The organism is Pseudonocardia hierapolitana (assembly GCF_007994075.1).
GTDB classification, from domain to species: Bacteria; Actinomycetota; Actinomycetes; order Mycobacteriales; family Pseudonocardiaceae; genus Pseudonocardia; species Pseudonocardia hierapolitana.
Genome location: NZ_VIWU01000001.1, coordinates 4528558 through 4554198, shown reverse-complemented (window position 1 = coordinate 4554198; position 25641 = coordinate 4528558). Strand labels below are relative to the sequence as shown.

The 25641-nt window shown below is 72.5% G+C and carries 28 protein-coding genes; 14 read left to right on the top strand and 14 right to left on the bottom strand.

Annotation, left to right across the window (positions count from 1 at the left end; genetic code table 11):
* Positions 1-459 precede the first annotated feature (459 nt).
* From FHX44_RS21675 to FHX44_RS21665, 3 genes are all read left to right on the top strand, one after another.
* Positions 460-1299: a DUF4956 domain-containing protein gene (locus tag FHX44_RS21675; protein ID WP_246170506.1), complete on the top strand. Its 840-nt coding sequence runs from the start codon at positions 460-462 to the stop codon at positions 1297-1299.
* Positions 1296-2144, top strand: coding sequence for a polyphosphate polymerase domain-containing protein (locus FHX44_RS21670; protein WP_147257468.1), 849 nt, complete (start codon positions 1296-1298; stop codon positions 2142-2144). Before FHX44_RS21675 ends, FHX44_RS21670 begins: the two co-directional genes overlap by 4 nt.
* 144 nt (positions 2145-2288) lie before the next feature.
* Positions 2289-3758, top strand: coding sequence for an alpha/beta hydrolase family protein (locus tag FHX44_RS21665; RefSeq protein ID WP_246170505.1), 1470 nt, complete (start codon positions 2289-2291; stop codon positions 3756-3758).
* 27 nt (positions 3759-3785) lie between these two features.
* On the opposite strand, the gene FHX44_RS21660 is transcribed toward FHX44_RS21665, so the two are convergent.
* Genes FHX44_RS21660 through FHX44_RS21650 form a run of 3 tightly spaced genes read right to left on the bottom strand, consistent with a single transcriptional unit; the run spans position 3786 to position 5891 of the window.
* On the bottom strand, positions 3786-4274 hold the full coding sequence (locus tag FHX44_RS21660) for a YbaK/EbsC family protein (RefSeq protein WP_425469147.1): 489 nt from the start codon (positions 4272-4274) through the stop codon (positions 3786-3788).
* A gap of 22 nt (positions 4275-4296) precedes the next feature.
* On the bottom strand, positions 4297-5508 hold the full coding sequence (locus tag FHX44_RS21655; protein ID WP_147257465.1) for a serine/threonine-protein kinase: 1212 nt from the start codon (positions 5506-5508) through the stop codon (positions 4297-4299).
* 38 nt (positions 5509-5546) lie between these two features.
* On the bottom strand, positions 5547-5891 hold the full coding sequence (locus FHX44_RS21650; protein WP_246170504.1) for an SH3 domain-containing protein: 345 nt from the start codon (positions 5889-5891) through the stop codon (positions 5547-5549).
* Between the two features lie 139 nt (positions 5892-6030).
* Between FHX44_RS21650 and FHX44_RS21645 the strand changes: the two genes are divergently transcribed.
* The gene (locus tag FHX44_RS21645) at positions 6031-8223 is read left to right on the top strand and encodes an NADP-dependent isocitrate dehydrogenase (protein WP_147257464.1); all 2193 of its coding nucleotides are present in this window, start codon (positions 6031-6033) and stop codon (positions 8221-8223) included.
* A 75-nt stretch (positions 8224-8298) separates the two neighbouring features.
* Here FHX44_RS21645 and FHX44_RS21640 read toward each other — a convergent pair whose 3' ends face one another.
* Positions 8299-9027, bottom strand: coding sequence for an SDR family NAD(P)-dependent oxidoreductase (locus FHX44_RS21640; RefSeq protein ID WP_147257463.1), 729 nt, complete (start codon positions 9025-9027; stop codon positions 8299-8301).
* A 52-nt stretch (positions 9028-9079) separates the two neighbouring features.
* On the opposite strand from FHX44_RS21640, the gene FHX44_RS21635 reads away from it, so the two are divergent.
* The 6 genes from FHX44_RS21635 to FHX44_RS21610 all read left to right on the top strand — a co-directional run bounded on the left by FHX44_RS21635 (position 9080) and on the right by FHX44_RS21610 (position 13325).
* Entirely contained in the window at positions 9080-9697 is a 618-nt protein-coding gene (locus tag FHX44_RS21635) for a TetR/AcrR family transcriptional regulator (RefSeq protein ID WP_147257462.1), read from the top strand.
* A gap of 439 nt (positions 9698-10136) precedes the next feature.
* A complete protein-coding gene (locus FHX44_RS21630; protein ID WP_147257461.1) occupies positions 10137-10922 on the top strand; it encodes an ABC transporter permease in 786 nt (261 codons plus the stop codon).
* The gene (locus FHX44_RS21625; RefSeq protein ID WP_147257460.1) at positions 10915-11715 is read left to right on the top strand and encodes an ABC transporter permease; all 801 of its coding nucleotides are present in this window, start codon (positions 10915-10917) and stop codon (positions 11713-11715) included. The genes FHX44_RS21630 and FHX44_RS21625 overlap by 8 nt, the downstream gene beginning before the upstream one ends.
* Positions 11712-12668 (top strand): ABC transporter ATP-binding protein, encoded by a 957-nt coding sequence (locus FHX44_RS21620; RefSeq protein WP_147257459.1) that lies wholly within the window; start codon positions 11712-11714, stop codon positions 12666-12668. Before FHX44_RS21625 ends, FHX44_RS21620 begins: the two co-directional genes overlap by 4 nt.
* Before the next feature lie 22 nt (positions 12669-12690).
* Positions 12691-12945, top strand: a complete 255-nt coding sequence (locus FHX44_RS21615) for a ribbon-helix-helix domain-containing protein (RefSeq protein WP_147257458.1) — start codon at positions 12691-12693, stop codon at positions 12943-12945.
* Positions 12942-13325, top strand: coding sequence for a type II toxin-antitoxin system VapC family toxin (locus FHX44_RS21610; protein WP_147257457.1), 384 nt, complete (start codon positions 12942-12944; stop codon positions 13323-13325). The genes FHX44_RS21615 and FHX44_RS21610 overlap by 4 nt, the downstream gene beginning before the upstream one ends.
* 1 nt (position 13326) lies before the next feature.
* Here the strand turns inward: FHX44_RS21610 and FHX44_RS21605 are convergent, their stop codons facing one another.
* From FHX44_RS21605 to FHX44_RS21585, 5 genes are all read right to left on the bottom strand, one after another.
* Positions 13327-14640, bottom strand: coding sequence for a DUF2252 domain-containing protein (locus FHX44_RS21605; RefSeq protein WP_147257456.1), 1314 nt, complete (start codon positions 14638-14640; stop codon positions 13327-13329).
* The gene (locus tag FHX44_RS21600) at positions 14637-15239 is read right to left on the bottom strand and encodes a carboxymuconolactone decarboxylase family protein (RefSeq protein ID WP_147257455.1); all 603 of its coding nucleotides are present in this window, start codon (positions 15237-15239) and stop codon (positions 14637-14639) included. The genes FHX44_RS21605 and FHX44_RS21600 overlap by 4 nt, the downstream gene beginning before the upstream one ends.
* 2 nt (positions 15240-15241) lie before the next feature.
* Positions 15242-15532 (bottom strand): DUF3017 domain-containing protein, encoded by a 291-nt coding sequence (locus tag FHX44_RS21595; RefSeq protein WP_425469146.1) that lies wholly within the window; start codon positions 15530-15532, stop codon positions 15242-15244.
* A 98-nt stretch (positions 15533-15630) separates the two neighbouring features.
* Positions 15631-16485, bottom strand: a complete 855-nt coding sequence (locus tag FHX44_RS21590) for a bifunctional methylenetetrahydrofolate dehydrogenase/methenyltetrahydrofolate cyclohydrolase (RefSeq protein WP_147257454.1) — start codon at positions 16483-16485, stop codon at positions 15631-15633.
* Positions 16486-16546: 61 nt separating this feature from the next.
* The gene (locus FHX44_RS21585; protein WP_147261353.1) at positions 16547-17113 is read right to left on the bottom strand and encodes a pentapeptide repeat-containing protein; all 567 of its coding nucleotides are present in this window, start codon (positions 17111-17113) and stop codon (positions 16547-16549) included.
* A 127-nt stretch (positions 17114-17240) separates the two neighbouring features.
* On the opposite strand from FHX44_RS21585, the gene FHX44_RS21580 reads away from it, so the two are divergent.
* Both FHX44_RS21580 and FHX44_RS42840 read left to right on the top strand, forming a co-directional pair.
* Positions 17241-18236 carry a cyclic nucleotide-binding domain-containing protein gene (locus tag FHX44_RS21580; RefSeq protein WP_212612582.1) on the top strand — a complete coding sequence of 332 codons (996 nt, stop codon included), beginning with the start codon at positions 17241-17243 and terminating at the stop codon, positions 18234-18236.
* Complete coding sequence (locus FHX44_RS42840; protein ID WP_212612581.1) at positions 18196-18642, top strand: sensor histidine kinase; 447 nt, start codon at positions 18196-18198, stop codon at positions 18640-18642. The genes FHX44_RS21580 and FHX44_RS42840 overlap by 41 nt, the downstream gene beginning before the upstream one ends.
* Here FHX44_RS42840 and FHX44_RS21575 read toward each other — a convergent pair.
* Positions 18637-19428 carry a nitroreductase/quinone reductase family protein gene (locus tag FHX44_RS21575; RefSeq protein WP_147257453.1) on the bottom strand — a complete coding sequence of 264 codons (792 nt, stop codon included), beginning with the start codon at positions 19426-19428 and terminating at the stop codon, positions 18637-18639. The two genes, FHX44_RS42840 and FHX44_RS21575, sit on opposite strands and share 6 nt — an antisense overlap.
* A gap of 38 nt (positions 19429-19466) precedes the next feature.
* Here FHX44_RS21575 and FHX44_RS21570 point away from each other — a divergent pair, with 38 nt between their 5' ends.
* Entirely contained in the window at positions 19467-20090 is a 624-nt protein-coding gene (locus tag FHX44_RS21570; RefSeq protein ID WP_170308983.1) for a TetR/AcrR family transcriptional regulator, read from the top strand.
* Here the strand turns inward: FHX44_RS21570 and FHX44_RS21565 are convergent.
* Positions 20056-23397, bottom strand: coding sequence for an error-prone DNA polymerase (locus FHX44_RS21565; RefSeq protein ID WP_147257451.1), 3342 nt, complete (start codon positions 23395-23397; stop codon positions 20056-20058). The two genes, FHX44_RS21570 and FHX44_RS21565, sit on opposite strands and share 35 nt — an antisense overlap.
* A gap of 114 nt (positions 23398-23511) precedes the next feature.
* Positions 23512-24402, bottom strand: a complete 891-nt coding sequence (locus tag FHX44_RS21560; protein WP_212612580.1) for an aminoglycoside phosphotransferase family protein — start codon at positions 24400-24402, stop codon at positions 23512-23514.
* Positions 24403-24566: 164 nt separating this feature from the next.
* Here FHX44_RS21560 and FHX44_RS21555 point away from each other — a divergent pair, with 164 nt between their 5' ends.
* The gene (locus FHX44_RS21555; protein ID WP_147257449.1) at positions 24567-24887 is read left to right on the top strand and encodes a hypothetical protein; all 321 of its coding nucleotides are present in this window, start codon (positions 24567-24569) and stop codon (positions 24885-24887) included.
* On the opposite strand, the gene trxA is transcribed toward FHX44_RS21555, so the two are convergent.
* On the bottom strand, positions 24844-25176 hold the full coding sequence (trxA, locus tag FHX44_RS21550) for a thioredoxin (RefSeq protein WP_147257448.1): 333 nt from the start codon (positions 25174-25176) through the stop codon (positions 24844-24846). The genes FHX44_RS21555 and trxA overlap by 44 nt on opposite strands.
* A complete protein-coding gene (locus FHX44_RS21545; RefSeq protein ID WP_147257447.1) occupies positions 25176-25553 on the bottom strand; it encodes a MerR family transcriptional regulator in 378 nt (125 codons plus the stop codon). Before FHX44_RS21545 ends, trxA begins: the two co-directional genes overlap by 1 nt.
* Between the last annotated feature and the right edge of the window lie 88 nt (positions 25554-25641).

Genomic DNA, 25641 nt, shown 5'->3' with positions numbered 1-25641 from the left:
ATCTCCCGGCCGTAAGGCGGAGAATGGACAAGGATCGCCCTGTTCTTGCCACCGCCGTCCATTCGGCGACAACGAAACGGGACAACCTATCCGATCCGATCCGGCCTGAATCATTCAGGGTGGGTTCGCAGCGCCCTTCGCGGTCCTGATCCGACGCGAGCCCGCACGGGACCGAGCCTGCGTCCGGAGCCGGGCCGGGCATCGATCGGCCCCGACCACGCCCTGTGATCAGGGTCACGTGCCCGTTCCTGAAGCGGAGGGGTCTACCGGCATACGTACCTGTGAGCAGCAGTGAAACCGACGGGGACGTGCCTGTCGGCACTGCAGATGGGGGAACCAAGTGACGAGGTTCTGTGCCCGCGCGATCGCTGTCGCCGGCCTTGTGATCGCGGCGATGCTGTCCGTCGCCACCATCGCGTCCGCAACCGAGGCGATGGGAGCGGTTCCGCACCCACGGCCGTGCCCGGCACTCCGGTCTCGTTGTACATCGAGTACGGGATCGACCTGGGCATCGACCTGCTCGCGATCTTCCTGCTGGCCTACGTGCTGTACTACCGCCGCCACCGCCGCGCCGACCTGTTGCTGGCCTACGTCACGCTCAACATCGGGATCTTCGTGGCGATGTCGTTGCTGAGCACGGTGCGGGTGGACCTGGCGCTGGGCTTCGGGCTGTTCGCGATCCTGTCGATCATCCGGCTGCGCTCGTCCACCGTGACCCAGCAGGAGGTCGCGTACTACTTCGTCGCGCTGGTCGCCGGCCTGGTCAACGGACTGAGCCTGGACGACCGCGTCCTGGCCGTGGGGATCAACGTGCTGTTGGTCGCGACCATGCTGGTGGTGGACAGCAGGCCGTTGCGTGCCCGCGCCCAGCGCCTGGAAGTCACCCTCGACGTGGTGCACCACGACGACGACGCGCTGATCGCCGACCTCGAACGCCGCCTGGGCGGCCGGGTGATGCACCACGTGGTCGACCAGATCGACTACGTGCGCGACGTGATGATCGTCGACGTGCGGTTCCAGGCCGCCACCCGCGCCCCCGACCCCTCCGTGAACCAGCAGGTCGCAAACGCCCAGCAGGCCCTGCTCAACCAGCAGCCCGCGATCAACCAGAAGCCCGCGATCAACCAGCAGGGCCCGATCAACCAGCAGCCCGCCATCCACCCGCGGCCCTCCGTCGGCCGCCGGGCCGCGGTCCGCCCGCAGCCCGGCAACGGTCAGCAGCCCGGGAACGGCCGGCAGATCGCCAACAGCGGGCAGCCCGCCGACAACTCGCGGACCGTCATCGTGGACCGGCGATGAACACCCGCACCCCGTGCGCCGCACCCGGCTACCGCGCATTCTCGCCGGCAACCCGGGTCACCCCGGCCGAGCGGGCGGCGGGCGAAGCCGCCGCGATGGTCGCCCCCATCGGGCTGGAAGAGCTGATGGCTCTGGCCGAACTGCAGACCCGCGTGGACCGCAAGTACTTCGTGCCCGCCGCGATCTTCCACCGGATGATCGCCGAACTCGCCCCCGGGATGCAGGTGCTGGAGATCGACGGGCGGCGCACCTTCGGCTACGAGTCGATCTACTTCGACACCCCCGGCCTGGACGGCTACCACTCCCACATCCAGCGCCGCCGTCAGCGGTTCAAGGCCCGAACCCGCACCTACACCGACAGCGGGCAGTGCATGTTCGAGGTCAAGCTCGAGGGCGCCCGCGGGGAGACGGTGAAGCGACGCGTGCCGCACCCGGTCGAGCACAGCGGCGAGCTCACCGGTGCGGCGCTGGCGCACCTGCGCACCGCTCTGTCCGACGCCTACGGCTGGTCCCGGCCACTCCGCCTGCACCCCGCCCTGGCCACCACCTACCGACGCACCACCTTCGTCTCCCGCACCGGCGACGTCCGACTGACCTGCGACGTCGCGCTGTCCTGCCTCGATGCCCACCACGAGGTCCGCGACACCGGCACCCACGTACTCGTGGAGAGCAAGTCCGCCGGAGGCGGCAACGCCCCCGACCAGATCCTGCGCCGCTTCGGCGTCCGCCCCGTCTCGGTCAGCAAGTACTGCGTCGGCATCGCCGCCCTCCACCCCGAACTGCCGTCCAACCCCTGGCACCGCACCCTGCGCCGCTACTTCGGACCCCTGCGGGTCGCCGCATGAGGCCGACCGAGGATCCGGCTCGTTCACTCGCCGGCGGAGCCGTGGAAACCGCCCCGATCACGGATGGCGCGGTGGACCAGCCTTTTGGCCGACGCGGGGGCCGAAGATCCGGCTTTGTGGCCGAGGCCGTCCGACCCGAACTCGGTGACCATCGCCTCTCTGCACGAGATGATCAGTGGAATCGGCGTGACACCGGTCGAAGCAGTCCTGGTGGTGGGCGCACTCGCGCTGGTGTCGGCCCGTTGGTTGCCGCCGCGGTTCCGGCGCCGAGTCGCGATCGGCGCCGCAGCGGTGTCGTCGGCGTCGGCGGCGGTGCTCCCGGTGGTGGGTCTTCGCTGGCAGCTGGTCCCGGTGCTGGTGGCGGTCGCGGTGGCGCTGCCGATCGCAGCCCGGACCATGATGGGGAAGCCCGACGGCCGGCGGATCCGCTGGTGGCTGGCCGGACCGGGTTCGGCGGCCGGCGTCCTGGCGATCGTCGCCGGTGTGGGCGCGGCGATCGCCTTCCCGATCCCGGACTTCCCGACACCGACCGGCGAGTACGCGGTCGGCACCACCGTCGTCGAGTGGACCGATCCCGATCGGCCCGAGACGTGGACGACCGATCCCGACGACGTGCGTGCGGTGCAGGCCCAGATCTGGTACCCGGCCGAGGCGAGCCCGGACGAGGTGGAGCGGGCGCCCTACCTGGGCCGCTCGGAGGCCGAGGCGAACGCCGTCGCCGAGGGCGTCGGAGACTTCCTCGGGATCCCCCGGTTCCTCTTCGACGGGCAGGTGGTGGCCCGCACCAACGCGGTGCCCGAACCGCCCGTCGCCTCCGGCGATGAGCGGTTCCCGGTGGTGCTGTTCTCGCCGGGTGGGGGCATGGGGCGCACCACGAACACCGCATGGGCCGAGGAGTTGGCCAGCCACGGCTACGTGGTCGCCGCGCTCGACCACCCCTACGACTCGACCGCGGTCGTGTTCGCCGACGGCCGGACGGTTCGCAGGGCGGAGCACTCCGTCAGCTCCGAGGCCGAGGCCTTCCGGTTGAGCGAGGAGTTGGCGGCGGTGAAGGCCGGCGATCTCCGTTCGGCCCTCACCCACCTCGGCCGCCTCGACAACGGCGAGGTGGGGAGCGTCCTCGCCGGTCGGCTGGACACCGGCCGCGCCGCGGTCGTCGGCATGTCGGCCGGCGTGGGCGGCGCCTTCCAGGCAGCCCGCAGCGATGAGCGCTTCTCCGCGGTGGTCGCCCTCGACGGCCGTCCGTACGACGCCCATCCCGGACCGTACGACCAGCCGGCGCTGGCGCTGACCAGCCAGATCGGGCTCGAGGACAACCCCACCTACCTCCCCCATCTGGCGGGGGCGCTCGAGCGCACCACGACGACCGGCTACATGCTCACCATCCCCGGCACCGCCCACCCGACCTTCACCGACGCGCCCCTGTGGATGCCGCCGGTGCCGTCGCTGGTCGGCTCCCTCGGGCGCACCGAAGGCAACCGCATCATCACCGAGGTGACGATCGGCTTCCTCGACGCCGAGCTCCGCGACCGACCGACGGACCTTCCCGTCCTCTTCTCCGAGCACGGCGAGCTGAGCGTCCACGACGCCGGTGGATGGCGGTGGCACACGTAGGTCTGGCCGAGCTGAGAACGGATCTCGCTACGCCACGTCCGCCGGCGTGCCGCCCGTGACCGCCACCAACTCGCCGTACGTAGTGGGAAAGACAGCGTGCGGGATCCCGCCGGCCGCCCACACCTCGTCGTAGGCCTCGAGCGCCCGGTCGACCAGCGTGCGCAGCGGTTGCGGGTGCCCGACGGGGGCCACGCCGCCGATCGCCTGCCCGGTGGCGGCCCGGACGAACTCCGGCGAGGCCCGCCGTACGCGCTGCGCGCCGATCAGCTGGGCGACCTTCGCGGTGTCCACCCGGTGCGCGCCGGAGGTCAGCACGAGCAGCGGGTCGCCGTCGGCGTCGAAGACCAGCGAGTTCGCGATCTGCCCCACCTCGACGCCCAGTGCGGCCGCCGCGGCCGCGGCGGTCGTGACGGCGTCGGGCAGCACCTGCAGGCGCGCCACCCGGGAGGGGTCGGCGCCGCCCGCGGTGAGGGCGGCGACCACGAGGTCGATGTTGCGGTGGGTCGCGGTGCTCACCCTGAGAATCAGACCACGCGCGTCATCCCACTTTCCCGGGGGAGCGCGCCACGCAGTGCACGATCCGCTCACCGGCATCGAACGCCGCCTGAGTGGGGACCAGCGCAACGAGTTCCAGGCTCGCCCGCCGGGGCCGCTCGACCACGGCGTCGAACGCCGGTGTGCACGCCCCCGCCGCGAGCCCGACGAGCGCGTCGCGGCCGGGGAAGCGTTCGCCGGACAGCTGGAGGGACGCGACGATCTCGGCGCCGTGCGGACCGGCACAGTCCGCACCGCTGATCACGGCACCGGGAGCCGGCGCCGCGTCGAGGCACGCGGCCGGACCGGAGAGCCGCACGTCGCCGTCCGGCCCGTAGGTGAGCGCCTGGATCCGCGGCGTCGCGAGCGCGAACCCGGCGGCCAGCCCGACCAGGAGGCCGACCACCACTCCCGTGACCGCGAACCACCAGCGGCGCCCGCCGCGGGGGGCCGCGCCTGCCAACATCCGCGCGGCGTCGAGCGCACCGACCACGTGCTGGGCCGCCGGCCGGTCCCGCGGCGCCGGCTGCAGCAGCCCGGCGAGGGTGCTCCCCAGCACGCCGCCCCCGAACTCCGGCACGACGCCGTCGGCGGGCGGGCGGCCGAGCAGCGCGACGTGCAGCGTGGCGCCGAACGCCCACAGGTCCGATTCCGGGGTTGCCGGCGCGCCGTCGCGCAACTCCGGAGCCAGGAAATGCGGATCGCGGGTCGTGCGCAGCGGGTCGACCGCCTCGGCGACGCCGACACCGGCGAGGAGCACCTTCCCGTCCGCTCCGAGCAGCACGGTGTGCGGGGTGATGTCCCCGTGCACGATCCCCGCGCCGTGAGCCGCGTGCAGCGCGGCTGCCAGCTGGCGCGCCATCGCGGACGCCGCGCGCTCGTCCAGCGGCCCGTCGCCCGCCACGCGCTCGGCGAGTGTCGACGCGTCGACGAGCTCGGTCACGATGTGGTCGACGTCGCCGTCGGTGACGACGTCGTGGATGGCGACGAACGCGGCGTGGTCGAGCCGACCCGCTGCACGCGCCACCCGCAGCAACCGCTCGCGCACGATCCGCCGCTCGTCGGGATCGGGGGGCAGGTGCAGTTCCGCCACCGCCACCGACCGGCCCGTCACGCGGTCGGCGGCACGCCACACCACGCCCGCGCCCGCGCTGCCGATGTCCCCCAGCACGACGTACCGCCCGCCGATGACCCGGGTGGGGCTGAGTCCGGTCATGAAGGGTCACCGATCGACGGGCGGACCATGATCATCGCTCAGGCACAGTCCGAACCCGGCAGCGGGGCCAGGAACTGGTCGGCCGCCCACCGGCCCGCCTCCAGCTCCCGGAATCCGTCCGTGACAACCTTCGTGCCGTCGACGCGCATGCCCCGCGTCAGCGTCTCGACGGACGCGGCACCCGGGCTCGGCCCGTTGCGGACGTTCAGCTCGTCGGCCACCACTTCCAGCTGGCAGCCGGTGGAGCCGTTGGCGACCGTGGTCGCGCCGAGCCCGCCCCGGTCGACGATCGCGAGGAGCGCCAGCACCACGCCCGCGACCAGCACGAACGTCCACCCCTTGAAGGTGGAGGCCTCCAGCTTGGGAACCGTGATCCTGGCCACGACCGTGCCTCCCCGAGAACGTGTGGAAACCCACGGTAGCGGGCATGTGGCCTCCCGCGCCTCATGACGCGGTCCACTCCCGGTTCGGGATAGCGTGTCCGGGTCCGACCACCCGTCCCGAGGCAGGCCGAAGCAGAAGATGAAGGTCATCTACACCTACACCGACGAGGCGCCCGCGCTGGCCACGCACTCGTTCCTGCCGATCATCGAGGCGTACGCCGGCAAGGCGGGCGTCGAGGTCGAGACCCGCGACATCTCCCTCGCCGGGCGCATCCTCGCCGCGTTCGACCTGGCGCCCGACTCGCTCGCCGAGCTCGGCGAGCTCGCCAAGACCCCGGCCGCCAACATCATCAAGCTGCCCAACATCAGCGCCTCGATCCCGCAGCTCAAGGCCGCGATCAAGGAGCTGCAGGCCGCCGGCTACACCGTGCCGGACTTCCCGGACGACCCGAGCACCGACGAGGAGCGCGCCGCGCGTGCCGCGTACGACGCGGTGAAGGGCAGCGCGGTGAACCCGGTGCTGCGCGAGGGCAACTCCGACCGCAGGGCGCCCGCGTCGGTCAAGAACTACGCGAAGAAGCACCCGCACTCGATGGGCGCGTGGTCGGCCGACTCCACCTCGCACGTCGCCACGATGTCGGACGGCGACTTCCGGCACTCCGAGCGCTCGGTCACCGTTTCCGAGGCAGGCGAGCTGCGCATCGAGCACGTGGCCGAGGACGGCGCCGTCACCGTGCTCAAGCCGTCGGTGCCGGTGCAGGCGGGCGAGGTGGTCGACGCCGCCGTCATGCGGGTCGAGGCGCTGCGCGCGTTCCTCGCCGAGCAGGTCGCCGACGCCAAGGCCAAGGGCGTGCTGTTCTCGGTGCACCTCAAGGCCACGATGATGAAGGTCTCCGACCCGGTCCTGTTCGGGCACGCGGTGCAGACCTACTTCGCCGACGTCTTCGCGCAGTACGGCGACGAGCTCGCGAGCGTGGGTGCCGACCCGGACAACGGCGTCGCGAGTCTGCTGACGGCGCTCGAGAAGCTCCCCGCCGGGAAGCGGGATGCGATCGAGAACGCGATCACCGCCACCTACGACAGCGGCCCCGGGCTCGCGATGGTCGACTCCGACCGCGGCATCACCAACCTGCACGTGCCGAGCGACGTCATCATCGACGCCTCGATGCCGGCCGCGATCCGCTCGTCCGGGCAGATGTGGAACGCGAAGGGCGAGCTGCAGGACACGAAGTTCGTGATCCCGGACTCGTCCTACGCGGCGCTCTACGCCGAGGCCGTCGCCTTCTGCCGCGAGCACGGCGCGTTCGACCCCACCACGATGGGCACCGTGCCGAACGTGGGCCTGATGGCGCAGAAGGCCGAGGAGTACGGCAGCCACGACAAGACGTTCGAGATCAGCGCGCCCGGCACCGTCCGCGTGGTGGACGGCACCGGCACCACGCTGCTCGAGCACGAGGTCGCCGCGGGTGACATCTGGCGCGCCTGCCAGACGAAGGACGCCCCGATCCACAACTGGGTGCAGCTGGCCGTCTCGCGCGCCCGTGCCACCGGCTGGCCGGCTGTGTTCTGGCTCGACGAGACCCGCGCCCACGACGCCCAGGTGATCGAGAAGGTGCGCGCGTACCTCGCCGAGGAGGACACCGACGGTCTGACGATCGAGATCCTCCCGGTGGCCGAGGCCACCCGGTACACGCTCGAGCGCGCCAAGCGCGGCGAGGACACGATCTCCGTCACCGGCAACGTCCTGCGTGACTACCTCACCGACCTGTTCCCGATCATGGAGCTGGGCACGAGCGCCAAGATGCTCTCGATCGTGCCGCTGATGAACGGCGGCGGGCTGTTCGAGACGGGCGCGGGCGGCTCGGCCCCCAAGCACGTCCAGCAGCTCGTCCGCGAGAACCACCTGCGGTGGGACTCCCTCGGCGAGTTCCTCGCGCTGGCCGTCTCGTTCGAGTTCCTCGCCGAGAAGACCGGCAACCCGCGCGCCGCGGTGCTCGGCAAGGCCCTCGACGACGCGACCGGCACGCTGCTGGAGACCGGGAAGTCCCCGTCCAGGCGGGCGGGCGAGCTCGACAACCGCGGCAGTCACTTCTACCTGGCCCTCTACTGGGCCCAGGCCCTGTCCCGCCAGACCGAGGACGCCGAGCTGGCGGGGATCTTCGCCCCGCTCGCCGAGCGGCTCGCGGCGGACGAGGAGAAGATCGTCGGCGAGCTGAACGGCGTTCAGGGCGAGCCGGTCGAGCTGGGCGGCTACTACTTCGTCGACAAGGCCAAGGCCGACGAGGTGATGCGCCCCAGCGCGACGTTCAACGCGGCGCTCGCGGAGTTCTGAGGCCGCGGAAGTTCAGGAAAGCCACTTTCAGGGCCGTGCAGGCCCGGAAAGTGGCTTTCCTGTACCGCGGCCGGCTCACGCCGCCGGGGTCAACGCGTCGAACACCGCCTCCGCCTCGTCGCGGGCGACGTACATGTGCCACGCGGTGTCGGCGATCTCGTCGGGGTCGAGCGTGGGCAGCGGCATGCCCTGCTCGACCATCGTGCGGTGGATGTCGCCGCGTTCGATCAACCCGCCGATCGTGAGGGTCGCCGCGTACACCCCGTGCTCCTTGACGGCCGCGGCGAGCGTCAGGACGTACATGCGCAGGGCGGCGGACGCGGGTGCGAGGTTGCCCAGCATCGGCATCGGCCGCAGGCCGCTCAACCCGCCGCCGAAGAACAGGGCGCCGTCGCCGCGCTCCAGCATCCGCGGCAACACGGCGGTCACGACGCCGACGGCGGGGAGCACGGCGGACTCGAACGGCGCCCGCACGGCGGCAGCGTCAGCATCCGGGAGCGGGACGATCCGCGCTCCGAGATCCGCCGCGGCCGGGCCGTAGTACACGGTGTCGATGTCCCCCAGGTCGGCGGCGATCCGCGTCAGCACGTCCCGGACCTGCTGCGGGTCGGTGACGTCGGCCGCGTAGCTGCGGGACTCCACACCGTCGGCCGCGAGCTCGGCCCGGTACCCGGCGTGCCGCACATCGGTGCGCGACACGAGCGCAACGGCGAAGCCCTCCCGCCTGAACCGCCGGGCCACCGACATCCCCAGCCCCGGTCCCACGCCGAGGACCGCGATCACCTTGCGCGAAGTTGAGGTCATGCTCAACTTCATACCGGTAACCTGAGGACATCGTCAACTTCCTGGATGGAACATGCCCCTGCGCAAGGACGCCCAGCGCAACCGCGCACGGCTCGTCGAGGCCGCGCGCGCGGTGTTCGCCGAGCGCGGCCTCGACGTGGCCCTCGACGAGGTCGCCCGGAGGGCGGGCGTGAGCATCGGGACGCTCTACAACCGCTTCCCGACCAGGACCGACCTGGTGGACGCGGTGTTCGCCGACCGTCGCGAGACGCTGATCGAGGTCGCCGAGCACGCGCTCGCGATGGACGACGCGTGGGCCGGCTTCGTCCACTTCGTGGAGCAGGTCTGCCGGATGCAGGCCGCCGACCGCGGCTACAACGACCTGTCCGCCCGCAGCATCCCGCAGGCCGCGCCGACCCCCGACCACGTGCGCGGCCACGAGCTGATGACCGAGATCGTCGAGCGCGCGAAGCGCAGCGGCGAGCTGCGGCCGGACTTCGTGCTGGCCGACATGGCCTTCGTGACCTGGGCGATCACCCGGACCATCGAGGCCACCGGCGACGTCGATCCGCAGGCATGGCGCCGACACCTCGGGTTCGTCCTCGACGGCCTCCGCGCAGGGGCCGCCCATCCGCTGCCCGTCCCGGCCCTCACCGAGGAGCAGGTCAGCCGCATCATGCGCAGCTGCTGACGGACACGAGCCGCTCCTGGCGAGAAACGGCCGCGCCACCGAGGCCTGATCGCCGATCAAGGCGAGATGGTCGCTAGTTGATCTTCAACAGCGGCCATCAGCCCTTGATCGCGACCATCTGACCTTGATCGTCTGTGCAGCACGGATCCCACCTGCTGATCATGCGCGGGACCGCCTCCTGGCGGCGCCGCGCGCCCCACCGGGCAGGCCCCGGCCTGCCCGCACCGCATGCCCGAGGGGCCGCAGAGGCTCGCAGGTCAAGGGTCGCGAAGCGATCGCGCAGCGACGCCGCAGGCGCCCTTGAGCTGGGAGGGGCGGCCCCGCACGATGCGCGGCGCCGCCAGGAGGCCCTGAGCAGGAGGCCCTGAGACAGCCAGCCGGTGACGACAGCGATGAGACGTGGGAAAACCGGTTGCGCCCGGGCCTAGCGTGGACAGACGTGCTCAGGCCCTACCTCCACCTGGTCAGGGCGGGCTTCCGGCGCCACTCCACCTACCTCGCGGCGAGCATCGCAGGCCTGTTCACCAACACCGTGTTCGGCCTCCTGCGGGTGGCCGTGCTGCTCGCCGTCGTCGGGCAGACCGGCAGCGCGGCCGGCTACGACGCCGCCGACACCGGCACGTTCGTCTGGCTGGGCCAGGGCCTGCTCGCGGTCGTCATGATCTGGCCGGACCGGGAGCTCGCCCAGCGCGTTCGCTCCGGCGACGTCGCCATCGACCTCGGGCGGCCATGGAACCTCCAGCCCGCGCTGCTGGCGCAGGACGTCGGGCGGGCCGGGCACGCCATGCTGATCCGGTTCGCACCGCCGGTGCTGTTCGGCGCGCTGGTCCTGCCGTTCCGGTGGCCGCAGAGCCCGTGGACGGTGCTGCTGTTCGTGGTGTCGACGGTGCTCGCGGTGGTGGTCAGCTTCGCGGCGCGCTTCCTGCTCGACCTGACGGCGTTCTGGCTCCTCGACAACCGCGGCGTGGTCACGGTCTACGCGGCGGCGACCGGGGTCGTGTGCGGGCTGACCGTCCCGATCGCCTTCTTCCCCGAACCCCTCCGGATCGCGCTGTACGCCACCCCGTTCCCGGCGATGCTGCAGACGCCGATCGACGTGTTCGGGGAGCGAGGAGCGACCGCGGCCCTGCTCGCCCACCAGGCGCTCTGGGCTGCCCTGCTGCTGGCCGCCGGGCAGCTGCTCCTCGTACGGGCGACCCGGAAGCTGGTGGTGCAGGGTGGCTGATCTCGGCGTCCACCTGCGCATCCTCGGCTCGCGGGTACGCAGCCAGCTCGCCTATCCCGTCTCGTTCGGTCTCGACGCGCTCGGGCAGGCGATCGCCCAGGCCAACGAGCTCGCCGTGATCCTCATCGTGTTCGCGCAGGTCGAGTCGCTCGGCGGCTTCAACCGCGACGAGGTGCTGCTGATCTACGGGTTCGCCGGGATCTCGTTCGGCCTCGCCGACCTCGCCGTCGGCCAGCTCGACGACCTGCCCCGCTGGATCCGCACCGGCGAGCTCGACGTCCTGCTCGCCCGGCCCCTCGGCCTGCTCCCCCAGCTCATGACGAGCGATCTGCAGCTGCGCCGCCTCGGCCGCGCGGCGGTCGGCGCGATCGTGCTGGCCGTCGTCCTGGCCCATGGCGAGGTGGAACCCACGCCGCAGAACGCGCTCCTAGTCCTGTGCACCCCGCTGGTCGGCGCGACGATCACCAGCGCGATCTGGGTGGCCACCTGCTCGGTGTCGTTCTGGGTGGTCGAGGGGCGCGAGGTGGCGAACGCATTCACCTACGGCTCCCAGCTCACCACGGCGTACCCGATCACCGTGTTCGGACCGTGGCTGCGCCGCCTGCTCTGCTACGCGGTGCCATCGGCGTTCGTCGCCTACTTCCCCGCCCTCGCGCTCCTGGACCGGCCCGACCCGCTCGGCCTGCCGCACGCCCTGCGCTACGCCGCACCGCTCGTCGCCGTCGTCGCCGTGCTCGTCGCGGCGCTCGTCTGGCGCGCCGCAATCCGCCACTACCAGGGAGCCGGGTCATGAGCGCCGAGAACATCGTCGAGACCGAGGGCCTGCGGCGCGAGTTCACGGTCGGCCGCCGCCGCGCGCGGCGCCGCGTCGTTGCGGTGAGCGACGTCGACCTGCGCATCGCGCCCGGCGAAGCGGTGGGCTTCCTCGGCCCGAACGGGGCCGGCAAGTCGACGACGATCAAGATGTTGACCGGCATCCTCGTCCCGACCACCGGCCGGCTCCGGGTCTGCGGGCTGGACCCCACGCGGCAGCGGCGCGAACTCGCCCGCCGGCTCGGCGTGGTGTTCGGGCAGCGCAGCCAGCTGTGGTGGGACCTCCCGCTGCGCGACAGCTTCGAGCTGCTCGGGGCGATCCACCGCGTGCCCGGACCAGAGCACCGGGCACGGTTGGAGCGATGCGTGGAGGTGCTGGAGCTCGCCCCGTTCCTCGACGTCCCGGTGCGGCAGCTGTCGCTGGGCCAGCGGATGCGCGGCGAGGTGACCGCCGCCCTGCTGCACGGCCCGCGGTTGCTGGTGCTCGACGAGCCGACCGTCGGGCTCGACCTGGTGAGCAAGGAGCGGCTCCGCGCGTTCCTGCAGGAGGTCAACGTCGTCGACGGCATGACGATCCTGCTCACCACGCACGACCTGCCGGACGTCGAGCGGCTCTGCCGGCGCGTCGTCGTGATCGATCAGGGGCGGGTCGTGGCCGACGACACGATCGACGCGCTGCGCGCCCGCTCCGGCGGTGCGCGCGAGGTCGTCGTGGAGCTGACCGAGCCGGCCGCGCCGCTGAACGGCCTGTCAGGCGTCCGCGACGTCCGCGTCGAAGCAGGCGGCCTGCGCCAGCGGCTGGCGTTCGCCCCGGCCGACACCACCGCCGCTGCGCTGATCGCCGCGGTCGCGGCGCGGGTGGAGCTGCGCGACGTGACCGTCGTCGAGCCGTCGATCGAGGACCTCGTCCGCACGTTGTACGCCCGCCGATGAGGTGCGGTGTGTGGTGCGGTGTATGCACCGCACGAACATCTACCTCACGGACGAGCAGGTCGCGCAGCTCGACCGGCGCGCTCGTGCGGAAGGGGTGTCGCGTGCCGAACTGATCCGGCAGCTGCTCGACCGGTTGCTGCACAGCGACTCGGACCGACTCGGTGCCGACCTGGCGGCGATCGACATGTCGTTCGGCCTGCTCACCGACGTGGAGATCGAGCTCGATCGCACCGACGGCGAACGCGGTGCCCACCTGGAGCGGATCGCCACCTCGTGATCCTCGTCGACTCCGACGTGCTGATCGCACACCTGCGCGGCGTGGAGGTCGCCCGCGACTGGCTCGTCGACGCCCGGCGCCGCACCGGGCCGCTGGCCGTCAGCGTCGTGTCGATCGCCGAGATCGCGGGCGGGATGCGATCGGGCGAGCGCCTCGAGGTCACCCGGCTCCTCGGCTCCCTCCAGCCGATGCCGATCGACCCGTCCGTCGCGTCGCGGGCAGGCGAGTTCCGCCGGAAGTTCCGCCGATCGCACGCCGCGATCGGCACGGCCGATTACCTGATCGCGGCGTGCGCCGAGGTGCACGGGTGCGAGCTCGCCACGGTCAACGTCACGCACTTCCCGATGTTCGACGGTCTCGAGCCGCCGTTCGCGCTCTGATTCACGCTCCGGCGGAAGCGGACACGCCCGGGACGCGGCCGTGCCGGAACGCCTCGACGAAGAGGGCGTGGTCCTCCCGCACCTGCGCCGCGTAGTCGTGGGCGAACTCCACCACCCACGCCACGAACTCGTCCTCCCGCCCGGCGACGACCTGGGCGATCGCTTCCTCGGTCTGGAACGGCACGAGGGAGTGGTCGGCGTCGGAGTCGGCCACGCAGTGCACCTTCGCCGTGGCCCGGCCCAGGTAGTCCACCACGGGGGCGATCTCGGCCGGCTCCGTGAGCTCCGACCAGTCCAGGTCCGCCTCGTACGGCGACACCTCGCTCACCACGAAACCGACGCCGTCGAGGTCGGTCCAGCCCAGCAGCGGGTCGGCGTGGGCCTGCAGCGCCCGCTGCGACACCGCCGTGCGGTGGCCGTGGTGGCGGAAGGCGCCCGCGATCGCGGGATCGGTCACCACCCGCGACGGGGCGGCGACGTTGCCCTGCTTCATCGACAGCACCACGTCGTTGTCCAGCGCCTGGTTGTAGCCCTCGATCAGCACGGTGTACGCCGGGAGCCCGGCGCTGCCGATACCGAAGCCGGAGCGCCCGGCCACGTCCTTGACCCGGTAGGTCACCCCGCGGAACCGTTTCGCCTGCGGGATCGAGTCGAGGTAGCGCTCGAACGCCTCCGTCGCCGCCGCTCGCTCGGCCTCCTCGAGCCGCCGCAGGCCCGGCACCTCTCGCAGCACGCGGTCGAACCCCTCCGTCTCGGTGACGGCATCGAGCAGGCCGACCCGCGTGCGCAGCTTCGCCAGCTGCAACACCTGGTGGATGGCGCCTTCGGTGGTGTCGAGCCGCAACGAGAAGCTGCGGTCGTCGGCCTGGTCGACGAACCACCGCACCCGGTCGAGATACGCCCGCACGTACCGCTCGACGAGGCGGGAGATGTCGGCGTCCGAGATCGCCTTGCGCCAGCCCAGCAACGCCATGCTGGCGGCGAACCGGGTGATGTCCCAGGTGAAGTGCCCGACGTACGCCTCGTCGAAGTCGTTCACGTCGAAGATCAGCACACCGTCGCCGTCCATGTAGGTGCCGAAGTTCTCCGCGTGCAGGTCGCCCTGGATCCAGATCCGGCTCGTCCGCTCGTCGGCCCACGGGTCGTCCCGCTCGGCGACGTCCGCGTAGAACAGGCACGCACTCCCGCGGTAGAACGCGAACGGATCGGCAGCCATTTTGCGGAATTTTGTCCGAAATGCTGCCGGATCGGCCGTCATGAGGTCGGCAAAGGCCTCGACCAGGGTGTCGACGATCCGTTCCGAGCGGTCGGTCATTCCCCGATGATGCCGCGCGGTCCGTCCCAACCGACCGCCGGAGCGTCCGGCGGGAGCGGCACGCGCAGCACGCGCATCTGCATCGCGAGGAGCGAGTAGTAGCCGACGAGCGTCGTGAGCTCGACCGCGCCGGCCTCACCGAGCGCGCCGACGACGCCCGCCCAGGCGTCGTCGTCGACGTCGCCCGTCGCGAGCAGCTGCGTGACCGCGACGGACGCCGCGCGCTCCGCCGGGTCGTCCGGCTCGACCGGCCCGCCGGTCCGGACCGCATCCACCAGCGCCGCGGGCAGCCCGGCAGCGGTTGCGAGCGGCGCGTGCGCGAACCACTCGAAGTCCGACCGGTGGTGCGCCGCCACCTGGAGCGTCGCGAGCTCGCGGACCCGCTCGGGCAGCACGCTGCCGTACCGCAGCGCCGCGCCCACCGACTGCAGGGCAGCACCCGACCGCGGGGCCCGCAGCATCGCGTCGAACGGGCCGCGCAGGCTCCCGTCGGCATCCAGCCCCACCCGGCCGGGCGGATCGGCGAGCGCGTCGTACACGGCGCGCTGGTCGGGGTCGAGCTCGTCGGGACGCAGCGGGCGCAGCCGTCGCCGGGACATCCTCACCCGCCGTTCAGCAGGCTCGCGGTGATCGTCATGGCCAACACGGAGATCACCGTGCCGAGGCCGCCGTAGCAGAGCACGTCGATCGGGCGGCTGCGGATCGCGAGCAACCCGACCCGTTCCGTCGGCAGCAACAACCGCAGGATCGCCGCCACGATCAGCGCACCGCCGAGCAGCACCGCTCCCTCACGCCAGTGCTGCGTGAGCGTCCTGACCATGCCCGCAGCCGCGATGAGCAGCACGAACGTCATCGGCGCGTGCACCGGCAGGCGAGAGCGGAGCGCGGTCACGACCGCTCGCCAACCGCCCGTACTGCATTGATGCTCACTTCGACAAGCTCCGTTCGGCGTCGATGCTCACTCCGACAAGCTCCGTTCGGCGTCGATGCTCACTCCGACAAGCTCCGTTCGGCTGCCTCGACCACGTTGGTCAACAGCATCGCCCGCGTCATCGGCCCGACCCCACCCGGCATCGGCGCCAGCAGCCCGGCCACCTCCGCCACCTCGGGTGCGACGTCCCCGACCAGTCCGGCCTCGGTGCGCGTGACGCCGACGTCCAGGACCGTGGCCCCCGGCCGCACCATGTCGGCGGTGATCAGCCCCTGGACACCGGCCGCGGCGACCACGACGTCCGCCCGGCGCACCTCCGCGGCGAGGTCCTTCGTGCCGGTGTGGCAGAGCGTCACGGTGGCGTTCTCCGAGCGGCGGGTGAGCAGCAGCCCGAGCGGCCGCCCGACCGTGACCCCGCGGCCGACCACGGTGACGCGCGCGCCGTTCAGGTCCACGCCGTAGCGGCGGCAGAGCTCGACGATCCCGCGCGGCGTGCACGGCAGCGGCCCCGGCTCGCCGAGCACCAGCCGCCCGAGGCTCACCGGGGCGAGCCCGTCGGCGTCCTTCATCGGGTCGATGCGCCCCAGCGCGGCCCCGGCGTCGAGCCCCTTCGGGAGCGGCAGCTGGACGATGAACCCGGTGCAGGCCGGGTCGGCGTTCAGCTCGTCGACGGCCCGCTCGACGTCGGCCTGGGACGCATCGGCGGGCAGCTCCCGCTGGATCGAGGTGATCCCGACCTTGGCGCAGTCGCGGTGCTTGCCCCGCACGTACGAGTGCGAGCCCGGGTCGTCGCCGACGAGGAGCGTGCCCAGGCCCGGCGTCACGCCGTTCGCCTGCAGCTTCTCGACCCGCCCCGCCAGCTCGCCGAGCAGCTCCTGCAGGGTGGCCTTCCCATCCATCACCGTCGCCGTCACGTGGCCATCCTCCCAGCCGTGCGGCTGCCGTTCATCGTCCGGTGTGCCGAGACACGGTACGTCAGGCGACGCGGAGGCCATGGGCCGACGCGAACGCGATGGCCTGCTCGACGTCCACCGAGGCGCCCGCCAACCGCGCCTGCACCAGGCCGTTCGCATCGATCCGGGCTCCGCGCAGGTCGGCGCCCTCCAGCCGGGCGCGCAGCAGGCGGGCTCCGGTGAGGTCGGCGCCCTGCAGGTCGGTACCCCGGAGGTCGGCCTCCACCAGGTTCGCCTCCCGCAACCGCAACCCCGACAGGTCCGTGTCACGCAGGTCGGAGCGGCCGAGGGCGGCGAGGGTGAGGTCGCAGTCGGTGAAGGTGATCGGGCGCAGCCGGGAGTCGATCAGCGACGTGCCCAGCAGCGAGCAGCCGCGGAACGTCGCGCCTCCGAGGGTGGCCCGCACGATCCGGCAGGTGCGGAACGCGCCGCCCTGGTGAACCGAATCGCCGAGGTCAACGCCGGTGAAGTCGCACTCGTCGAACGTGCACGCCTCGGTGACCAGCCCGCGCAGGTCCGCCTCCTCGAAACGGCAGCGCACGAACCGGCGGCGCCGCCACGGAGCCTCTCCCGCCCGCACCTCGGACATGTCGAGGTCGGTGTATTCGGCGTCGTCGGACAGGTCCACCCGGGCAGCCTGCCAGTCCTCTGCTCGTCAGGGCTGGGCCGGGCTGCCGCGAGCGGCGACGTCGGGCGCGGGGTGTCTACTGTGTCCTGTGCTGCGCGTCGAGGACCTCCGCTCGCTGCCGCTGTTCGGCGACCTGTCCGACGACCAGATCGCGCAGCTGATCGCGGCCGGCACGGTCGTCCGGATCGAACCCGGTGTCGAGCTGTTCCACGAGGGCGAGCCGGCGGACGCCTGGTGGGCGCTGGTGGACGGCGCGATCGAGCTGAGCCGTCGCGCCGGCCGCGAGGAGACGGTGGTCGGCCGGATGGACGTGCCGGGCAGGTGGGCGGGCGGGTTCCGCGCCTGGGACGAGGGCGGCGTCTACCTCGCGACCGGTCGCGGACAGGTCGCCGGGCGGGTGCTCCGGGTGCCCGCCGCGGCGCTGGCTGAGCTGGCGAGGGCCTGGTTCCCCTTCGGCAGCCACCTGATCAGCGGTCTCTACCGCACGGCGCGCTCGATCGAGTCGACCGCGCGCCAGCACCAGTCGCTGGTGGCGCTGGGCACGCTCGCCGCGGGTATCGCCCATCAGATCAACAACCCGGCCGCGGCCGCCACCAGGGCGATCGACGAGCTCGATGCGACGTACCGGACCCTGGTGTCGTCGCAGGTCCTGCTCGCCGGCGGCGAGCTCTCCGCCCGGCAGTTCGCCGCGCTGGACGCCCTTCGCGGCGAGCTCGGCTCCCGCTCGGCCACCTCGGACCCGCTCACCGTGTCCGACCTCGAAGGCGACATCGAGGACTGGCTCGCCGACCACGGTGTCGAGCGGGAGTGGCTCCTCGCCCCGGCGCTGGCCGCGGCGGGCGCCGACATCGCCTGGTGCGAGCGGGCGGCCGCCGTGATCGGCGGACCGGCCCTCGGGCCCGGCCTGGAGTGGGTGGCGAGCACGCTGTCGGCCACCGCGCTGCTCGCCGAGCTCAAGGAGTCGACCGCCCGGATCTCCGAGCTGGTCGCGACCGTGAAGGTCCTACTCCCAGATGGACCGCGCGTCGCTGCAGCGCGTCGACGTGACGAGTGGACTCGACAGCACACTCGCGATGCTCGGTGACCGGATCGGCGGCGGTGTCACGGTCGTCCGCGACTACGGGTCCGACGTGCGGCCGATCGACGCCTACGCGAGCGAGCTGAACCAGGTCTGGACCAACCTGATCGACAACGCGCTCGACGCGATGGACGGCGCGGGAACGCTCCGGCTGACGGTGCGCGCCGACGGCGACGCCGTGGCGGTGTCGATCGCCGACACCGGGCCGGGGATGTCGCCCCAGGTGGCGGAGCGCGCGTTCGACGCGTTCTTCTCGACCAAGGACGTCGGCAAGGGCACGGGCCTCGGCCTCGACATCGCGCGGCGCATCGTCGTGGAGCGCCACGGCGGGACCATCACGATCGACTCCCGCCCGGGCGCGACCGCCCTGCACGTCCGGCTGCCTCGCTCGGGTGTCGCTGCCGGGTCATGATCCCTCGTACCGGTTCCTCATCGCCGTCACGACAGCGGTGGACGACTGCTCACCGCCACCGTGCGATAGCGCGCCCACAGCCCCTCCGAGCAGGTGACGTTGAGCATGCCGCTCTCGTCCTCCAGGTTCGGGAACGGGACGGCGCAGCGCGCGGTGGTCCGGCAGGACCGGCGTCGCGCCGGGGCGAGACCCGTCAACGGCGTGCAGCCGGACGCGCACCACGAGCAGCTCGGCACCGAGCACCCGGACGTTCATCGCATTGAGGATCCGCAGGGGGTGCCAGCGGATGATCGCCCGCTGCCGCGCCAGCGCATCGTCGTGCGGACGGATCTCGGCGACTCCGGAAACCCAGCGGTAGCGCCATCCGACGCGCAGCCGGATCCGCACGCGCGGGTCGTGCTCGATGTTGCGGACGTACCCGGCCTGCAGCCCGTGCTCGGCGATGATCCAGAACTCGTCGCCGACACGTCCGTTGCCGACCGGCGTCGTGCGCGGCTGACCGCTCACCCGACCCCGCGTCTCCAGGATCGCGAGACCCAGCGGGTTGATCCCGACCCGGAACAGCAGCCGGACCAGCGGGTTCACGACGCGTCGCTGGACCGCCCGCACGATCAGGATCTTCGTTCGCGGGCTCCTCGTCGTCACCGCCAGGTTTGCCAGCAACAGCGCGGTCTGCGCGATCGCGCCGGTCAGCCCCGGCCATGCGGACGGGTCGAGCGCGTACAGCCCCCACACCAACGCGGTCGCCGCCGCGGTCGCCACCACGAGCCCACGTGGCACTCTCATACGATCGTATGGTCTCATACGGTCGTATGATTCCAGGTGTGGCTCCCGTGTCAATCCGCCCCACGAAGGACGTCCTCACCGACGCGCTCCTGGACATCACCGCCCGGCACGGCCTCGAGCGCGTGAGCGTCCGGCAGGTGGCAGCCGCGGCCGGCGTCGCGATCGGGACCGTCCAGCACTACTTCCCCACCAAGGACGCCATGCTGGACGCCGCGTTCGGCGAGGTCGTGCGGCGCATCCGCGCGCGGGTCTCGAACCTCGCACTCGGCCCCGACGTCCGCCGCAACCTGACGACCGTGCTGCGCGAGCTGCTGCCGCTGGACGAGGAGCGGACCACCGAGGTCCGTGTCCAGGTGGCATTCGCGGCACGCGCCGCCACATCGCCGTCGCTGGCTGCCGTCCAGGCCGGAATCCTCGCCGAGGTCAGCGAGTCGATCGCCGAGGCACTCGCACTGGCCGGCCGGGGTGACGACACCCCGGAGGAGCTACGCCGGAAGGCGCGCATCGCGCTCGCGGCCGTCGACGGGCTCGCGCTGCACGCCGTCAGCTCCGGCTCGTGGCTGGACGCGGCTGCGCTGACCGACGCGGTGGACCAGCTGATCGACGCGCTCCTGCCGACCCGGGGCGTCAGCGGAAGTCGCGCGACTTCACCGGCACCGTGAGCGCCAGCTTCTGCAACCGGTCGGCCACCAGGTTGAGCACGCCCTCCGGGCTGCGCTCCAGCCGTCCGCGCACGAGCAGCGCGGAGCTGCTCAGCGCCACCGTGCGGTAGCGCGCCCACAGCCCCTCCGAGCAGGTGACGTTGAGCATGCCGCTCTCGTCCTCCAGGTTCAGGAACGTGACGCCGCGGGCGGTGGCGGGCCGCTGCCGGTGGGTGACGAGCCCGCCGACCAGCACCCGCGGCATCCCGTGTTCCGGGTCGCCGGCCGGGACGGCGCGGCCGATGCCCTCGAGCGCTTCGATCCGGACGGCGCCGAGGCCGTCGAGCCGTTCGCGCAGGTGCTGCATGGGGTGGGCGCCGGGCGAGACGCCGGTGGCCCACACGTCGGCCGCGGTGAGCTCGACGTCGGTGAGCCCGGGCAGGGCGGGCGCCTCCAGCCCGACGGCGGTGCCGGGCAGCTGCTCGGGCCGCACCGCCGCGACCACCCCGGCCGCCCACAGCGCCGAGCGGCGGTCGATGCCGAAGCTGCCGAACGCGCCCGCGGTGGCCAGTGCCTCCGCCTGCGGCACGGTGAGCCGGACGCGGCGGGCGAGGTCGGCGAGGTCGCGGTACGGCCCGCCCCGGTCGCGCTCGGCGTCGATCTGCTCGGCCAGCTCGAGGCCGATTCCCCTGACCTCGGCGAGCCCGAGCCGGATGGCCTGCCCGCCGGTGGAGAGCGGGTCGGGTTGCAGGATCGCCTCGGCCCGGCCGAGGTTGACGTCGGCTCCGCGGGTGAGCACCCCGTGCCGGCGCGCGTCGGCGACGAGCGACTGGGGTGAGTAGAAGCCCATCGGCTGGGAGTTGAGCAACGCGGCGCAGAACGCGGCCGGGTAGTAGAGCTTGAACCAGGCGCTGTAGTAGACGAGCGACGCGAAGCTGATCGCGTGGCTCTCCGGGAAACCGAAGTTGGCGAACGCGATCATCTTGTGGAAGATCCCGTCGGCCACCTCGCCGGTGATCCCGTTGGCCGCCATGCCGGCGAAGAAGCGGTCGCGCAGCCGCTCCATCTTCTCCTCCGAGCGCTTGGCGCCCATCGCGCGGCGCAGCTCGTCGGCGTCGGCGGCGGAGAACCCGGCGACGTCCACCGCGATCTGCATGAGCTGCTCCTGGAACAGCGGGACGCCCAGGGTCTTCTCCAGCGCACCCTTGAGCAGCGGGTGGTCGTGCTCCCACTCCTCCAGCTTGTTGCGCCTGCGGATGTAGGGGTGCACCGAGCCGCCCTGGATCGGGCCGGGCCGGATGAGCGCCACCTCCACGACCAGGTCGTAGAACACCCGCGGCTTGAGCCGGGGCAGCGTGGCCATCTGCGCGCGCGACTCCACCTGGAACACCCCGACCGAGTCGGCGCGCGCGAGCATCGCGTAGACGTCCGGGTCGGTGGGCTGCAGCTCGTGCAGCTGGATCCTCTTCCCGTGGTGCTCCTCGACGAGGTCGAGCATCAGGTGCAGTGCGGTGAGCATGCCGAGCCCGAGCAGGTCGAACTTGACCAGGCCCGCGTACGCGCAGTCGTCCTTGTCCCACTGCACGACGGTGCGGCCGGGCATGCGCGCCCACTCGACGGGCACCACCTCCGAGACCGGCCGGTCGCAGATGACCATGCCGCCGGAGTGGATGCCGAGGTGGCGCGGGAAGCCGAGCAGCTCGTTGGCCAGCTCGACCACCTGGTCGGGTATCTCGACGGGCACGTCGGCGACCGGGCCGCCCCAGCGTTCGATCTGCTTGCTCCACGCGTCCTGCTGGCCCGGTGAGAACCCGAACGCCTTCGCCATGTCGCGGACGGCCGAGCGCGGCCGGTAGGTGATCACGTTGGCCACCTGGGCGGCGCACCCGCGCCCGTACTTGGCGTAGACGTACTGGATGACCTCCTCGCGGCGGCCGGACTCGATGTCGAGATCGATGTCGGGGTAGCCCTCGCGGGCCGGGGAGAGGAAGCGCTCGAAGAGCAGCCCCATCGCCACCGCGTCGACGTTGGTGATGCCCAGCGCGTAGCAGACGGCCGAGTTGGCGGCCGAGCCACGGCCCTGGCAGAGGATGTCGACCTTGCGGCAGAACTCGACGATGTCGTGGACGATCAGGAAGTAGCCGGGGAAGTTCTTCTTCTTGATGATCTCGAACTCGCGCCGGATCGTCTCGATGGCCTCGGGATGCTCGGCGTGGCTGCCGTAGCGGACGGTCATCCCGCGCTGGATCAGCTCCCACAGCCAGCTCGCCTCGTCGTGTCCCGGTGGGACGTCGAAGGGCGGCAGGTCCGGCGCGACGAGGCGGATCGGGAACGCGCACGCCGTGCCGATCTCCGCGGCACGCGCGACCGCGCCCGGGTAGCGGGCGTCGAACCGGGCCGCCATCTCCGCGCCCGAGCGCAGGTGGGCGGTGCCCGCGGGCGGGAGCCAGCCGTCGGCCTCGTCAAGGCTGCGCCGGGCACGCACCGCGGCAAGGGCCGTGGCCAGCGGGAACCTGCGTGCGGTGGCGTAGTGGGCCGCCGTGGTGGCCACCGTGGGCAGCCCGGCGTCGTGGGCGAGCTCGGCGAGCACGTCGTTCAGCTCGGTGTCGGTGGGCAACCCTGCGTAGGTGAGCTCGACGGCCACGTGGTCGGCCCCGAACCGTTCGACGAGCCTGCGCAGCTCCTTGCCCGCGGCGTCGCGCCCGCCCGCGCGCAACGCCTGCTGCACGCCGCCCTTGCGGCAGCCGGTGAGCACGAGGACCTGACCCGCGGTGTCGGCCACCACCTCCTCGAAGTCGTAGACCGGGCGGCCCTTCTCCTCCCCGCGCAGCTGGGCCGCGCTGATCGTGCGGCAGAGCCCGCGGTAGCCCTCGGGCCCGCGGGCGAGCAGCAGCAGGTGGCTGCCCTCCGGGTCGGCCACCCCGTTCTGCGGTGCCGTGAGCCCGAGGGAGAGCTCGGTGCCGAAGACCGTGCGAACGCCCAGCTCAGCGGCCGCCTCGGCGAACCGGACCACGCCGTACATGCCGTCGTGGTCGGTGAGCGCGATCGCGTCCAGCCCCAGCCGCGCGGCCTCCTCGACCAGCTCCTCCGGGTGGCTCGCACCGTCGAGGAAGCTGAAGTTGGAGTGGCAGTGCAGCTCCGCGTACGGCACGCGCTCGCCGGGCTCATCGAGCGGCGGGGCCACGTACGGCTCCCGCTTGCGCGACCACGCCGGGATGTCGCCGCCGTCGGCCTCCGGCCCGCCTGCGAGGCTCCCGCCGTTCCACGCGCGCCCCGACAGCGCGGCCTCCAGCTCGTGCCACGGGACGTCCGGGTTGTTCCAGCCCACGCCCTCAAGTCGAACAGGTGTTCGAGATCATCTCAACCGCCCGACCAGGCGAATCGGTCACACCACAGCGGGTGGCGCTCCGGTCACGCTCCTCCGGGACGACCCCGCGGCAGCTCACATGCGCGCGATCGCGTCCGCCGCCGCGAGCATCTGCCCACCGACCGGCTGCAGGCCGACGGCCACCGCGAGCAGGCCCGTCGAGACCCGCTCGACCACGCCCCACTCCCAGATCGCCACCGGGTCGCAGCCGGTCCGCGCGGCGAGCCACCGGGCGCGCCCGCGCGGGTCGCCCGCCATCAGCTCGACGGGGTCCTCGCGCATCAGGACGCCCATGTCGTACTCCGGCTCGGCCAGCAGGCCGTCCGGGTCGACGAGGGCGAAGCCGCCGTCGCGGGTCTGCAGGGTGTTCCACTGGTGAACGTCGCCGTGCACGAGCACGGCCCGCTCGGGCGAGTGGGCGGCGATCCGCCGGTCCGCGCAGTTCAGTGCGTGGTCGACGGTGGCGCGGGAGCACGGCCCGCCGAGGTCGGTCCACATGCGGAGGATGTGCTCGACCAGCCACCGGCCCTTCTCCGCGCCCGTGCGCAGGCCGGCGTCCGGGGCCGGGCGCCACAGCTCGGAGGCCAGCCGGCACATGATCTCCAACCGCCGCCCGATCGGCACGCCCAGCTCGTACAGCGACGGGCCGAGCCGGTCCAGCAGCAGCGCGTTCCGGCCGGCGTCCGAGGCGAGCAGCCGCACGCACCCGGCCCCGTCCGCGAGACGCAGCACGGTGATCTCGTCCGCTGCCTGGCCGGGGCGCGGGACGAGCAGCTTCAGCACCGCGGGCGTGCCGTCGGCGAGCTCGGCCTCGGCCACGTACGCCTCGGTCGGGTCCCGGTACGCCCGGCCGACCGTGATCCCCCAGTCCCGCTCCAGCCCGGCCACCAGCTCCGGCAGTCCGGCGAGCCAGCCGGCCTCGCCCGCCTGCACAGCCTTCGCCCGCACCACCGCCGGCACATCCACGGCCGGCACGCTAACCAGCCGTTCGCGGTGGTGCGACCGGGTTGGTTGCCGGACCAGCGTCATCGGCACGAGGAGCGGGCGCCCCTACGCCTCGACGAGTGCGATCGCCACGGCAGCGGACTGCGTGCGCCACAGCGGCAGGTCCTGGAAGTTCTCGGTCGGCAGTGGAGGCCGCATACGCCGAGGAGATCTTCACCGCGGTGCGCGGTCGGGGGATCCCGCTCCAGCGCGTCTACCTGGACGTCCCCGCCGACGAGCTGGCCCGCCGCCTCAGCGTCCGTGTCCACGCCCCGAGCGACCCGCAGCGGGAGGCGAGCGTGACGAACTGGGGCATCGCCCAGATCGAGCGCTGCGCCGCCGCCAGGGCACTGCTGCCGCCGGACGTCCGAGTGCTGGACGGCCGCAGGCCGACCACCGAGCTTGCGGCCGAGGTGCTGGCCGTCAGGCCACCGGCAGCGGAAGGTGCTCTGCGATCGCCCGCATGAGGGCCGCCTTCGGGCGCGCGCCGACGACCTGTGTGACCACCTGCCCGCGCACGTAGAGGTTGAGCGTGGGCATCCCGAGCACGCCCGCGGCCTGCGCGGTGCGCGGGTTGGCGTCGACGTCGAGCTCGGCGACGACCAGGCGGCCCGCCAGCTCGTCGGCCAGCTCGGCGAGCACCGGCTTGATCATCTTGCACGGCGGGCACCAGTCGGCGGTGAAGTCCACCAGCACCGGCAGCTCGGTGCGCAGCACGAGCTCATCGAACGTGTCGTCGGACACCGTGGCGATCATCAGCTCTCCTCCGAGAAAGAACAGCGTGGGACGGGCGGTTCACCGAGCTGGGCCACGAGCTCGCGGCGCACGGCGTGCAGCCGGGCCAGCCACTCGTCGACCTCGGTGAGCTTCCGGCGCTGCACGGCGCGCGAGTCCGGGCAGCTCGCCCCCGTCGGGTTGCCTGCACGCAGGCACTCGACGAACGGGCGCGTCTCCTCGAGCGCGAACCCGAGGTCGACCAGCGACCGGATCTCGGCGACGACCCGCAGGTCGCGCTCGTCGTAGTCGCGGTAGCCGTTGGCCCGGCGCCGCGCCGCGAGCAGGCCGAGCTCCTCGTAGTGCCGCAGCGTCCGGGGGCTCACCCCGGCACGGCGGCCCAGCTCACCGATCCGCACAGGAACGACGCTAAACCTTGCCGCCGACGGAAACGCCAGCGTGAAGCCCGCCCCATTCCGACGAACGGCGCGTTCGTCGGATAGGTAC